Here is a 12,049-nt window from a genome sequence, read left to right on the forward strand (position 1 = left end):
CACCTCCTCCCCATGAACCAAACCCTTCTGGCGCTATTTGGCTGTCTGTTCGCCGTTTCACTGCCAGCCGCTGACCCGCTGATGAACCACGCCGCCGCCCTTTTCGCCTACGTCGAGGCCCTCAACACTCATTCGTGGGCCAAGATCGCCCCGCATGTGGCCGAGGACGCGGTTTTCATCTTCACGGAGGACACTTTCACCGGCCATGCAGCCGCCAAAGCCGCCTTTGAGAAGACCTTCGCGATGATTGCGGACGAGCATTTCAGCCTGCACGACATCAAGTGGACGGCCGTCACCGATGATGTGGCCGCCTGCTACTATGAGTTCCGCTGGAAAGGCCGGATCAGCGGCGAGGATGCTGTCGGCGGCGGTCGCGGCACCTCCATCCTGCGCAATGTCAACGGCCGCTGGCTCATCGCCCACGAGCATCTGGGGCCTTATGCTCGGAAGTGATGGGAATCCAATCCCGTTAAGCAATCCTGGTGACTTGATAGACTGCGGGGGCGGTCACTGAAGTTGGGGTCATCATGCGCGGCCATGGGATGACTGGCTGGCGGATTTTGCGTTCACGGCTTCTGGATCGTCGTGGTGGCAGTGCGCAGGCGGCGATCTGCGCGCGCAACCAGCGTGCAGGCCATGAGCAGCGCGGCGGTCTCCTGCTGCACGTTCTCGGGGGTGTGACTTTGCAACAGCTCGCCGCGGCCACCCGAAGTTTGAGCTCGCGGTAAAACACCTCCTGATCCCAGCGCCTTGCGAAAAGTTCGATAGTGGTGCGGCGTCGGCTTGCTCCACGCTCAGGCTGGTCCACAGACGCACTTCCACCCACTTGTTTTGGGCGCGGCTCCACACCCGCCCGCGCACTTCGCGCACGACGAGTGTTTTGAGCGCCGGGCACTGCCTGGCCTTGCTGGCGGCGCTGGCTGAGGGCGGAGTCACTGAGAGTCATGCCGAAAAACTGGCGCACGCATTGGGAGAAGCGACCGGCAAAGGGAGCGACGATGATCTGCCAGGTGAGAACCTTGCGCCGTGGTCCTTGATGTCGCTCCCTGCCGCGAGTCTCGAGCTCCGACTCATCCCAGTTCAACAGCTTGAGAATACGACTGACAAGATCGAACAACTGAACTCGGAGGATGGCCACATCGGCGGATGGCGGGTGCATCCCATGCAAAGAACAGCAATTATAGCTTAACGGCGTTGGGCTTACGCCAGGAACATCTCCCACTCGCGCACGCGGTGCGTGTTCTTGATGAGCAGCGTCACCGGCACCTCACGCGGTACACGCGGAGCCTTGATGAGCTTCAAACCGGCTTCTTCAGGCAGTTTGGAGCCTTTGCGGCTGTTCACGCGTTTGTCGGCGAGGACGCAGTTTTCCCAGGAGGTGGGTCCGCCGCGAGAAAGCGGCACGACGTGGTCGATGTTGCCTTCGCCGGCGCGGAGCTTGCGGCCGGTGTATTGGCACACTCCGCCATCGCGTTCCCAGATGCCGCGCACGCCGAACTTCGGGCGCTTTTTGGGCACCTTGTCGAATTTCGCCAACACGAGCACCGCAGGCACCCGCACCGGCCCTTTGACGGTGCCGATGACGTTATCGCCCTCACGCACGGGCAGCGTGAGCCACTCCGCCCAGGTCACCGGACGAATGTGGCCGCCCGTTTCGATGTCGAGCGCTGTCGCCGCGCCACCCGCGATCATGCTGAAGGCCTCCATGGGCGTTTTTACGCCGATGGCCTGCCAGTTGCGGTTGAGCACGAGGACGGTGGATTTGGTGAGTTGGTCGTTCATGGGTATGGAGGGCCGACGACTCGTCGGCTTTGAGGCTTGGAATGGCGACGAGTCGTCGCCATTCCATTCTGCGGTGTTCGTTCTTCAAAGTGGTCCGCACAGTCCTCTGTGCGGCGCTTCGCCATCACTTGAAGTTCCGTTCATGCAAAGAAGCGGAACTTGGGCGAAGCGATGTCTGGAAATGAGAGTCTAGAGCCTGCGTGAAACCGCACAGAGGACTGTGCGGACCACTTTAGTCCTCGGCAGGCCCCTCCGGGCACATCTTCACGATGCGCGGACGAAACTCGCCGAGCACGTCCACGAGGTCGGTCTGCGCGGCCATGACGCTGTGGATGTCTTTGTACACGCCGGGCACTTCGTCGATGCCGGCGCTGAGGAGTTCGACACCAGCGGCGGCGAGCTGCTTTTTCACGGCGCTCCAGGTGAAGCTCTGCTTCGCGGCGGAACGGCTCATCACGCGGCCGGCACCGTGCGAGGCGCTGTTCAGCGACTCGGCCTTGCCTTTCCCACGCACGACGTAGCCGGGCGTGGCCATGGAGCCGGGGATGACGCCGAGCACACCGGCACCCGCGGGCGTCGCGCCTTTGCGGTGCACGATGACCTCGCGCTCCGCGCCGTTCACGACGTGCGTTTCCTTCCACGCGAAGTTGTGATGGTTCTCGATGTCGAGCACGACATGAGCGCCGACCTTCTTTGCGATGCGTTTGTGGATGAGCGCGTGGTTCGCGGCGGCGTAGCGGCCCATGAGGTTCATCGCGGCCCAGTATTCCTGGCCCGCTTCTTCCTCAAAGGTGAGCCACGCGAGGTGCTTCAGCTCCTTCGGCAAATCATAGCGACGATCCATCGCGATGCGGCTGTAGTGCTGGCACACCTGCGCTCCCGTGCCGCGCGAGCCGCTGTGGCTCAGCAGCGCGAGGTAATCGCCCGGTGGCAGGTCAAAGCCGCTCTCCTTCAGCGCGGCGGACTGCTCCGCATTCACGTCAAAGGCGCCGAACTCGACAAAGTGGTTCCCGGAGCCGCTCGAACCGAGCTGCGCATAGGCTTTGTCTTTGAAGCGTCGCGTGATCGGCGAAACGGACCAGTCCTCGTCCATGACCTCGTGCTGGCGCTTCTCCTTGAACGCGCCGCCCATGCCAAAGCAGGTCTCGCTTTCGAGGATGTTCGCCAGGCGGTCCTTCTGACCCGCGATGGTGCTCGCCTTGCGATCATAAACCGAGAGCCGCATGCGACACGCGATGTCCACGCCCACGGCGTAAGGGATCACGCAGCCTTCCGTGGCCAGCACGCCGCCGATCGGCAGCCCGTAGCCCACATGCGCATCCGGCATGAGCGCTCCCGCGACCGCCACCGGCAACGCACAAGCGTTCGCCATCTGCTGCACCGCCTGCGCTTCGAGACCGGAGCCCCATTGCGCCCAAGGTGCGAGTGCATCGCGCTGCTTGTAAGCCGGCGCATACAGATCCCGCGCAAACACCTCGCGCAGCGGATCGCCGAGAAACGATTCCGGCTTCGCGATGATCGCGCCCAGCTCGTCCTCCAGCCGCGCAGACTCCCCACCCTGCGCCATGAACTTCGCGATGAAGTCCATGCCAGACTGGATCGCCGCGCCCTGCGGCACGCCGAGTCGGATGAGGTCGTTCGGTTTCATGGTGGTGAGTGAGTGGAGAGTTGGAGGAAGGGAGTGATGAAGTCGTGGAAGGTGAGAAATGGGCACGAGGGACCTGGCAGCGGTGTTCGTTCTTGGGAAAATTATAGAATCAAAAAGCTATCGGCTATTAGCCGCCACCGCCTCGATATCGGAATGCTCTTCGAAAGCCGCGCTTTTCTGCCTCAACTACCGTCATCGCATAAAACTCGCCGGAATTTGGAATGATCTTTGTTCTGTCGTATTGTTGGTCAAAAGGCAGGTGGTAAATCTTCTCGCCGCCGCGTGGCGAAATGTTGCATTTGATGCATGGATACTCTCTCAGAGGGAAATCCTCCTTCGTCTTTATAGCGAGCGAATCTGCAAACACCTTGGCTCGTGGACTCAGGCGGGTACTCGTAACAAAGTGCCCGCTCACTACCATGCTGGGATGATCGATCTGAAACACCTTCACTGTGCCGAATAACTGAAAGATGTGTTTTTCATGAATTGGCCGATCCGCAGACCAACATTTGCACTGAACGATCACGACTCGGTTGTCTCTTTTGCAAATTAAATCACGTCCCATGTCATCGAGACCTTCCTCGATTCCGTGATAGGTCACATCAAAGCCATCCCTTTCATATTGGTAGCCGATAAACCGTTCGTAGTCGCGACCAACCTCCCATTTTGATCGTCTATTCGAACGATAACGATCCAAGGCCAGCTGATACTTCTGATTTGTCGGAAGACGCGCAAACTCCTCCGGAGTCAGCCACTTGAGAGCACGATCATCATCGGATTCAGAGTCGTATCCAGAGGCTTCATCGGTCACTCTGATCATCTCATCATCTATGCCTTCTTCTTTGAATTCGCTCAGCCAAGGAAAGAGCTTTTCGAACATAAGCAGCTGGTAGCGAAGCACCCTTGCTTCGCGCTCTGCTTGCCTCCTACGTTGAGACGCAGCTCGAACTTCTTCGGCTGCTTTACGTGCTGGGCGAGCTTTACGTTCCAAGTCCTCCGCGATCTTCAACTCTTGGAGTTTGAAGTAATCAGCGTACGCATCTGCCAACCAAGGAAACCCTGTACTCTTTTGTTTCGCCAACAGTTGAACGTCATTGGCGACCTGACATAGCCGTTCAACCTCCTGCGCATTCTTGCGCTCATCCTCTTCGACCCTATCAAGCCGCGCTTTTCGCTCTCGATAGCGCTTGGCTTCCTCCAGACGTGCTAGAAGCCAGCCGAGTCCCCAGAGGCATCCGATCAAGACTATGATTCCGAGAAAAATCTCCATACGTAGCGATGGCTACCAAGACGCCTTCGGTATGTCGAACGAATTGTCCGCTACGAGAAGCGATGGGACATGAAGTGGAGGGGCGAAGCCCATCACTCCAAAACTCAACCACTCTAAAGCCGCATCGCCTCACAGGTCCACAGCCTCGATCAAGTGGATCAGCCCGCCTAGGTCGGCATCGACCAGTTTCAGGGTTTCGCACGAGGCAGAGAAGAACATCCACTGGTAAAGGGATGCTCTTCTCCGCCTCGTGATCGCCCTGGTAGGCGGAGCGGATGCGATGTGATGCATGGATAGAAGCGAACTTTTCTTTGGCCGATCTTCCCTCGTGGCATCGGCGGCGGCAGCCATGCAGGTTGTTCAGGCGTGCCCAGCCCTTCGGATCCAGTTTGCGATCAATCTCAGCCAAACGACGCTCGGACTCTGGATCGAGAAGGTGTGCCTCGGTTTGGAGATTGGGCACGATGCGCAGCTCGAAAAGCTGCAGAAGCCGGAATGACCACTTCCAGGTCATGCTCTTGTGCTCAAAGACAGGTGTGCGCACAAAGTAGGATCGCCATTCCTCGGGCAGTTGGCTGCGTTTGGAGCCGAAGTGATGATTTTCCGGCATCCGAAGCTGCTCGTCGAGGTGATGCACCTGACGACGGCGATTGCGCTTCGTGGGACTGAAGTCACGCCGCCAGTGGGTACGGCTGACATTGATCGTTTCGAGGATGCGCTCCAAAACGAAAGTATCAGGGCGCTGACGGGCTGCGTGCGTGAGGAAGTAGCACCGCTTCCATCCGCGACGAATCGGCGGATCGAGCGGCACCTTGGACCATTTCGCCTGGCTGAGCTTCCGGCTCTCTCTTTCGAGCGCCAGCAGGGCTTTGTCGGTTTGTTGATGGGGTTTGTGCATGGTGAAAAAGGTAAAAGCAGCGCCACGGCATGGTTTGGAGCCACGGCGATGGCGCTGCCTCCAGCGGCGGAAGATGCGGACGCAGTCCAGAGGACTGCACCACACTGCTCCCGTCTGCGTCTGGTGCCAAACATGGGCACGGTCAGGCGCGGGGGCTGCCGCTGGAATGGAAAGGGAGGTCAATCACGCACGAGGGCGTAGAGCCTGGCATCGTGGAACTGGCCGTTGCGCTGGTAGGCGCGGCGGAGGCAGGGGGCTTCAACGGTGAAGCCGTTTTTCTCCAGCACACGAGCCGAGGCGATGTTCTGAGCGAAAATGGGCGCGGTGATGCGCTGCACCCCGAGATCGCGAAAAGCGTGCTCGACGATGTTTTTAACCACAGCGGTCATGATGCCGCGTCCCCAGTGCGTTTTTGCGAGCCAGTAACCGATGTCGGACACATGCTCCCGTGCGGGCAGGCCTGTGTGCAACTCGATCTCGCCGATCAAACGTTCCGTGGCATCGCGAATGGCCCAGAGCGTCTGGCGGCCATTTCGCTGCACGTCTGATGCCGCCTGCGCGATCCACTGCCGCGCCAGCTCCATTGTGTAGGGAAGGGGCAGGAGCAGCATGTGGCGGCTGATGTCAGGATCTTGCAGATGCGCGGTGAGATCTGCCTCGTCCGCTGCTGTGAGAGCACTGAGATGGATTTCGGGAGTGACGATGATGCGCATGACGGAGTGGTGGTGTGAAGAAAAGTCGCCCGTGAAGGATGCGCGCCTCCGATTTCTGGATGTAAGCCAGACGTGATGCTGTTTCACCAACGGGCGGGAAATGGTCGGTCCACAGGGACATGCACCCTGCTATGCCGGTTAAAAGCCGGCTGCTTCGCTGTCTAAGCCTTGGACCGAAAATGGTGCTCATGGCAGGAATTGCACCTGCACTGACGACGCTCTCGACGTCGTGCCTCTGCTGTTGGGCTACATGAGCTTTTGAATTGGCAACCCTGGCGGGATTTGAACCCGCATTGCCCGCATGAAAGACGGGTGTCCTCGCCGATTAGACGACAGGATCGTGAGATGGAGCGCGAGTATGGCGAAGCCTACTCGCCACTTGGATGACCAGCGATGCCGCGAGCGATCCAAACAGGCGAGTGGTCTGACGACACACACGCGCTCCGTGTGAAAATGGCGGAACGCCGAGGACATGCTCCTCATGCCGCGCGGTGGCGGCACGATCTCTTTAGCAAAGAGTCCCGGCACGCTGGTCCGGTTGACGTTCCTTTGTAGAACGAACTTTCCAGTTCGTTCAGCCACGAGTTGGAAAACTCGTGCTACGTTGATTGGCACTCCCGGAAGGACGTTGCCGCCCGGCGGCTGTGCCAAGTCTGCTCCGCACCTCGTTGATGTGCGCTATCGCGCACAGCGCTCGCCTCCAGCCTCCGCGTTCGAAGCGCGGCGCTCTATACATTGAGCTACGGGAGCTTGTTACACCGCAGAGATTAGAAGACCGCAGAGAAAGCCTTTTTTGAATTCATCTCTGCGGTTTTCCAACCTCTTGCGGTGTAAATGGTTTGGAAAAGTACCTGCGGTGGGATTTACACACACACTGACGCCGGTTTAAAGCGACGGCCTCTGCTTTGGGCTACGGGAGCAGGTGGAAAGGGTGCCCATGGCAGGACTCGCACCCGCACTGGACCGCTTCTGAGGCGGTTGTCTCTGCGTTGGACTACATGGGCATTGAAAATGGCAGCCTCGGGTGGATTCGCACCACCAACCCTCCGCTTCAAAGGCGGATGCTCTCACTGTTGAGCTACAAGGCTGAATGAGCAAAGGGCGAAGGGCGTAGAGCGAAGAGTTCTGAACGATCTCGTCATCTGCTCTTTGCCCTACGCTCTGCGTTTCTGGATTGGTCGGTCCGGCTGGATTTGCACCAGCATCTTCCGGGTTATGAGCCCGACGCTCTGACTGTTAAGCTACAGACCAATTAAAGTGGTCGGATACCCCGGTGCTGCCCCGGGCGCGTCTTGGTCCCAAACCAAGTGAGTTCGTTGGCTCTCTCGTATCCGATGAAAGTGGACGTGCGCCCCAGGCTTGCACTGGGTAATGCGGTGTTGCAGACCGCTGGCTCGGCTCTTTGCCTTGCGCACGAATTTGGAAGGCGGACGAGGGCGTCCGCAGTCCTGATGAAAATGGTTCCGGAGCGCGGACGCCTTCGTCCGCTCTGGAAAAATGGGCTTCTCAGTCGGTTCCGCCCCGACTCTGTCTCTTTCACAAAGAGAAGTGCTGCTATTACACTATGAAGAGCGTCTGAAATGGAGCCTCCGGTGAGTTTCGCACTCACATGGGCCTGTTTACAAGACAGGTGCCTTTCTGTTTCGGCCACGAAGACATGAAATGGTGCTCTCACGAGGACTTGCACCTCGAGCTTCCACCTTCGCAAAGTGGTGTGCATGGCTCTTACACTTTGAGAGCTTTGAAAATGGTGCGGCATGCCGGAACGCCATGCGCGATAGCGCAATACTCAATGCGAAGCCATTTGGCGTAGCCGAAGGCAACTGCACCGACATACTCTGTTTGGAAGACAGGCATGTTACTGTTACATCAATGCCGCGATGAAAAAGTGGTGCCGGTCTTCAGCCCGCACCGTCATCAAAAGGTGTTTGGGTCACGAGTTAGACTGCGCTGGCCTAACGAGCTGAAGCTCATGACTACTTTCTAAAACTGGTCGCTGGAGTTGGTAGCGCGCCAACCTCTGCGGATTTTCAACCCGCCGCTCATCTGTCTGAGCCATCCAGCGTCTGGAAAATGGTCCCTCGGCGTGGTGTCGCGCCACGGTCTCCCGCTTATCGGGCGGGTGCTCTGCTGTTGAGCTACAGAGGGATAAAATTGGCGGAGCACCAGAGAATTGCCGCTCCTGCGGCTATGCTAAATGCGCTCCACGACTGAAATGATGCGCTATCGCGCTAGCCGTTGCACTCTGGACGCCGTTCTACGGCGCAGCGGTTTTCGAGACCGTTTCCTCGTCTATGCCGGACGTGCTCCTTTGAAACTGGCTCCCTCACATCGACTCGCACGATGACGATCGGCTTAACAGGCCGACAGGCTACTTTACCTCACAAGGGATTCTAAAATGGTGGACTCGGACAGTAACGCTCCGTCGCCTGCTGTGTGCAAAACAGCCGTGCTCCTTTTATCACTACGAGCCCTTGGAAACTGGCGGTCCGTGCGGGTTATGCTCCCGCTACCTTTCGCTCGACAGGCGAGTGCTCTAGCTGATTGAGCTAACGGACCATTTGAAATGGATGCAGGGGCCGGAGTTGCACCGGCAAAGCATGCTTATGAGACGTGCTGGAGCGCTGGCTCTCCCTGCATTTGAAAAAATGGACCATGGAGCGCATGCGGTGACACGACCTACCCGCCTAACCTGTGGCGTGGTGATCCTCTGTCGTGCCGGGCATGGCGCATGCGCTCCATGAAAATGGCACGGCGGGTGGGTATCGCGCCCACATCTTCGGGTTTTGGAGGCCCGTGCATTGCTTGTCTGCCACCACCGTATTTGGAAAATCTGCGTTCTACCATCCAGGGGCACAGAGACGGCCACGCCACCACACACTCTCCCCAGAGTCAGGCCACTATTTGCCGTCCTCTGTGCCCTTGGATGGCAGATCGGCCCCGTTTGAGGGGCGATCTGCCAATAAAGAACGAACACCGCTGCCACGCGCGGGATGGAGCTGTGTCACTCCATCGCTGGCGTCGCACCCGCAGGTATTTCACGGCGGATGTTTCGGTGTTTATGGCACACCTCCCAGGGAAGCCGTTTGGTTCTGTGAAATTGGGACAACCCCCCCCTCGTTCCTCGTCTTGGCGTAGGAACTTTGCGTATTCGATGGCTGTCATGGTTGACATTCGGGTGGAGGGTGCAAACCTGCTCTCAGGTCATTGCTTGGTGTCTCAAAACGGCTCCTCCCGGAGTCTGCCTGGCGGCCTGGCCCCGGTGTCGATTGCAGTCGATGCCGGGGTTTTTTCGTGCTGTGAGGGGATGCGGCGGTCAGGCCGCGGATGGGTTCAAAAGGGTCGGATGATGATTGAGGTAGGGTTGGATCGAAAAACGAAGCGGGAAAAAGAAGAAGCCCTGCTGCCTTGGAGCGGGCGAGCAGGGCTTCCTTCGGAAAACTGGCCTTTGAAGGCTAGGTGGGCGCAAATTCGCCCTGCTCGTGATGGGGTTGGTTTATGGAGAGGCTCCAGTCGCAGGCCGGGTAGGCAGGCATCAGTCCTTTACCATGGTCACTGAAGTGACGACCGAGACCGGCGACCAAAATCTCTCCCTGACGCTCGAAGCGCTTGGTTGAGTTATGTTGTGTCCGGTTGGTGTTCATGGCTTGTAGTGAAGGTAAACGAAGCTTGCCACAGTCTCATTAGACCGTCAACAGCAAAATATAATTTTTTCTTACCCGGATCGTTTTGCAGCAACTTCCATTACTTAGAATGCCAGCGGCTCAACGAAATGCCTTTTCGAGCGCCTCCACATTGGCCTTCATCTGGGTCATGAAGTCGCCCGAGTCGGGCACGTTCCCGCAGGGATCGAAGACCACACTGTTCAGGCCGATGAGTGCGAGCTTCTCGACACTTTCCTTCGCGGGCTCTCCTTCCCAGATCATCCAGCGCGCACGATGGCCGGCGAGGATCGCATTCAAGTCTGCCATAGCCTTGTCATCCGGCACGTTTTCGGGCTCCCACAGCACTGAGCGCAGATTCATGCCGTAGCGACGTGCAAGGTAGTGGTACACCGGATGGGACGCGACCACCGGCTGGCTGCCCCAGAGGCGGCTGAGACCACTCATGCGTTCATCGAGGGCATCCAGTTCGTCTTTGAGCGCTTCCGCGTTCTTTTCCATCGTGGCCCTGGCATCCGGCACGAGCTTCGTGAGTGCGCCGACCACGGCCTGTGCCTGCATGGCCGCCTGCTTGAAATCGATCCAGGTGGTGAACGCGGTGCCGCTGTGGCTGTGCTCGCCACCAGGACCATGGCTGTGCGTGACCACATCAGCCACTTTGATGAGGTTGTTCGCAAACGCGGCGGAGGTATCGACCACTTTGGACTCTGGCAGCGTGACCTTGTCCGCCCACTTCGAATAGGTGGCACCATTCATGAGGATGAGATCCGCGTTCTGGAAGGCAGAAACCGCAGCTTCATCCGGCTGCCAGAACGCGGGATCCTCATCCTTCGGGGCGAGGAAGCGCACCTCCACCGCGTCACCGGCAATGCGGTTGGCGAAGTATTGCAGCGGATAGTTTGCGACAAGCACCTGCGGCTTGCCCGATTTCGCCCCAGCGGCAGCGGGCGGCGATGCCTGAGCTTGAGACGAGGCAGAGTCATCGGACGCAGGCTTGCACGCGGCGAGCAGGATCGCGAGGCTTGAGATGAGGAAGCGGGTTTTCATGAGTGGGTGAATTGCAGTCTGAAATGGCGGGGATGTAAATGGCAAAATCAAAGATCAGGCTTCGAGCGTGAATTCACTACGTTTCAGGAGATCATCCAGCGCCCGCCGGTAAGGGGCGGGCATGGGAATGGATGCGAGTTCATCGAATGCGATGATCCGGTGCGTCTGCGGCCAGGGATCCGGCCCGGCGGGCGGTTCATGCACCCAAAGCGTGACCTTGTAACGAGTGATGCCGTAACTCGTGCGCATCAGCACAGGCGGCGGATTTCCATCGTGATCCGCAGGCAGCGCGGGCAGCTTCCACAGGCCGGTGCGGCGTCTGCCGGTTTCTTGTTCGAGCAACACGCCTGCGCTGGTGCGCACAAAGACCACACGCTCGGTGACGGAGGTGATCTCCTGCCGCGACTTCTTCACCGGGAGTGCTTCAGGATCCCCAGCACGGCATTGGTCACGCACCGGGCACAGGTGGCAGGCGGGTTTCGTGGGCGTGCAGTGCGTCTGGCCCAGCTCCATGAGCGCGGAGTTCAGCGCACGCGGATCGTCGGTGGCTGCCACCAGCTCCTTTGCGCGATCCCATAGCGCTTTCACGCCAGCGGTGCTGTCCACCGGTGTGGCATCATTGTAAAGACGTGACAAGACCCGTGCGATGTTGCCATCGACGATCGGCTGCGGCGCACCGAAGGCGAAACTCGCCACGGCTCCTGCCGTGTACGGTCCGATCCCAGGCAGTGCGAGGATCGTGCCGTGGTCTTCCGGGAACACGCCGGCATGTTTTTCCAGCACCTCTCTGGCCAGGCGGTGCAGATTCCGCGCGCGTCGATAGTAGCCGAGGCCCTCCCAGGCTTTCAGCACCTCGTCCTCCCGTGCCGAAGCCAGCGTCTCAAAGTCAGGAAACAGCGCCAGCCACCGCGCGTAGTAGCCACGGTCCAGCACCGTGGCGATCTGCGTCTGCTGAAGCATCACCTCCGAAACGAGAATGGCATACGCATCACGGGTCCGCCGCCATGGGTAATCGCGGCCATGCTCGCG

The 12,049-nt window shown here is 59.1% G+C and carries 10 protein-coding genes and 10 tRNA genes; 1 reads left to right on the forward strand and 19 read right to left on the reverse strand.

The window, feature by feature from the left end; all coding sequences use genetic code 11:
• The first annotated feature begins 12 nt into the window (after positions 1 to 12).
• Positions 13 to 453 (forward strand): nuclear transport factor 2 family protein, encoded by a 441-nt coding sequence (locus tag IAE77_RS08915; protein ID WP_294224929.1) that lies wholly within the window; start codon positions 13 to 15, stop codon positions 451 to 453.
• Positions 454 to 566: 113 nt separating this feature from the next.
• Here the strand turns inward: IAE77_RS08915 and IAE77_RS08920 are convergent, their stop codons facing one another.
• The 19 genes from IAE77_RS08920 to IAE77_RS09010 form a co-directional block, all read right to left on the reverse strand.
• A complete protein-coding gene (locus IAE77_RS08920; RefSeq protein ID WP_294224932.1) occupies positions 567 to 689 on the reverse strand; it encodes a hypothetical protein in 123 nt (40 codons plus the stop codon).
• Between the two features lie 511 nt (positions 690 to 1,200).
• Complete coding sequence (locus IAE77_RS08925) at positions 1,201 to 1,782, reverse strand: HNH endonuclease (RefSeq protein ID WP_294224935.1); 582 nt, start codon at positions 1,780 to 1,782, stop codon at positions 1,201 to 1,203.
• A gap of 232 nt (positions 1,783 to 2,014) precedes the next feature.
• Positions 2,015 to 3,430: an RtcB family protein gene (locus tag IAE77_RS08930; protein WP_294224938.1), complete on the reverse strand. Its 1,416-nt coding sequence runs from the start codon at positions 3,428 to 3,430 to the stop codon at positions 2,015 to 2,017.
• 127 nt (positions 3,431 to 3,557) lie between these two features.
• Positions 3,558 to 4,673 carry a restriction endonuclease gene (locus tag IAE77_RS08935; protein ID WP_294224941.1) on the reverse strand — a complete coding sequence of 372 codons (1,116 nt, stop codon included), beginning with the start codon at positions 4,671 to 4,673 and terminating at the stop codon, positions 3,558 to 3,560.
• Positions 4,588 to 5,598, reverse strand: a complete 1,011-nt coding sequence (locus IAE77_RS08940) for a hypothetical protein (protein WP_294224945.1) — start codon at positions 5,596 to 5,598, stop codon at positions 4,588 to 4,590. The genes IAE77_RS08935 and IAE77_RS08940 overlap by 86 nt, the downstream gene beginning before the upstream one ends.
• A gap of 179 nt (positions 5,599 to 5,777) precedes the next feature.
• Positions 5,778 to 6,311: a GNAT family N-acetyltransferase gene (locus tag IAE77_RS08945; RefSeq protein ID WP_294224947.1), complete on the reverse strand. Its 534-nt coding sequence runs from the start codon at positions 6,309 to 6,311 to the stop codon at positions 5,778 to 5,780.
• A gap of 180 nt (positions 6,312 to 6,491) precedes the next feature.
• Positions 6,492 to 6,567: transfer RNA gene (locus IAE77_RS08950), tRNA-Leu, on the reverse strand.
• 8 nt (positions 6,568 to 6,575) lie between these two features.
• Positions 6,576 to 6,651: transfer RNA gene (locus tag IAE77_RS08955), tRNA-Glu, on the reverse strand.
• Between the two features lie 269 nt (positions 6,652 to 6,920).
• Positions 6,921 to 7,061, reverse strand: a tRNA-Arg gene (locus IAE77_RS08960).
• A 182-nt stretch (positions 7,062 to 7,243) separates the two neighbouring features.
• A tRNA-Leu gene (locus IAE77_RS08965) sits at positions 7,244 to 7,315 on the reverse strand.
• 8 nt (positions 7,316 to 7,323) lie between these two features.
• Positions 7,324 to 7,399: transfer RNA gene (locus IAE77_RS08970), tRNA-Gln, on the reverse strand.
• Between the two features lie 87 nt (positions 7,400 to 7,486).
• A tRNA-Ile gene (locus IAE77_RS08975) sits at positions 7,487 to 7,562 on the reverse strand.
• A gap of 330 nt (positions 7,563 to 7,892) precedes the next feature.
• Positions 7,893 to 7,968: transfer RNA gene (locus IAE77_RS08980), tRNA-Thr, on the reverse strand.
• A gap of 417 nt (positions 7,969 to 8,385) precedes the next feature.
• Positions 8,386 to 8,459: transfer RNA gene (locus IAE77_RS08985), tRNA-Ile, on the reverse strand.
• A 334-nt stretch (positions 8,460 to 8,793) separates the two neighbouring features.
• A tRNA-Asp gene (locus tag IAE77_RS08990) sits at positions 8,794 to 8,870 on the reverse strand.
• A 188-nt stretch (positions 8,871 to 9,058) separates the two neighbouring features.
• A tRNA-Trp gene (locus IAE77_RS08995) sits at positions 9,059 to 9,133 on the reverse strand.
• Positions 9,134 to 9,766: 633 nt separating this feature from the next.
• Positions 9,767 to 9,955, reverse strand: a complete 189-nt coding sequence (locus IAE77_RS09000; protein ID WP_294224950.1) for a hypothetical protein — start codon at positions 9,953 to 9,955, stop codon at positions 9,767 to 9,769.
• Between the two features lie 120 nt (positions 9,956 to 10,075).
• Positions 10,076 to 11,020 (reverse strand): metal ABC transporter substrate-binding protein, encoded by a 945-nt coding sequence (locus IAE77_RS09005; protein ID WP_294224952.1) that lies wholly within the window; start codon positions 11,018 to 11,020, stop codon positions 10,076 to 10,078.
• Between the two features lie 54 nt (positions 11,021 to 11,074).
• A partial coding sequence (locus IAE77_RS09010; RefSeq protein WP_294224955.1) for an A/G-specific adenine glycosylase occupies positions 11,075 to 12,049 on the reverse strand: 975 nt, incomplete at its 5' end.

It is taken from the genome of Prosthecobacter sp., from assembly GCF_014879935.1.
In the GTDB taxonomy this organism is placed as follows: domain Bacteria; phylum Verrucomicrobiota; class Verrucomicrobiia; order Verrucomicrobiales; family Verrucomicrobiaceae; genus Prosthecobacter.

Excerpts from the sequence above, each read along its gene's own strand:
- IAE77_RS08915 (WP_294224929.1), top strand. The coding sequence starts at position 13 with ATGAACCAAACCCTTCTGGCGCTATTTGGCTGTCTGTTCGCCGTTTCA.
- IAE77_RS08925 (WP_294224935.1), bottom strand. The coding sequence starts at position 1,782 with ATGAACGACCAACTCACCAAATCCACCGTCCTCGTGCTCAACCGCAAC.
- IAE77_RS08930 (WP_294224938.1), bottom strand. The coding sequence starts at position 3,430 with ATGAAACCGAACGACCTCATCCGACTCGGCGTGCCGCAGGGCGCGGCG.
- IAE77_RS08940 (WP_294224945.1), bottom strand. The coding sequence starts at position 5,598 with ATGCACAAACCCCATCAACAAACCGACAAAGCCCTGCTGGCGCTCGAA.
- IAE77_RS08945 (WP_294224947.1), bottom strand. The coding sequence starts at position 6,311 with ATGCGCATCATCGTCACTCCCGAAATCCATCTCAGTGCTCTCACAGCA.
- IAE77_RS09000 (WP_294224950.1), bottom strand. The coding sequence starts at position 9,955 with ATGAACACCAACCGGACACAACATAACTCAACCAAGCGCTTCGAGCGT.
- IAE77_RS09005 (WP_294224952.1), bottom strand. The coding sequence starts at position 11,020 with ATGAAAACCCGCTTCCTCATCTCAAGCCTCGCGATCCTGCTCGCCGCG.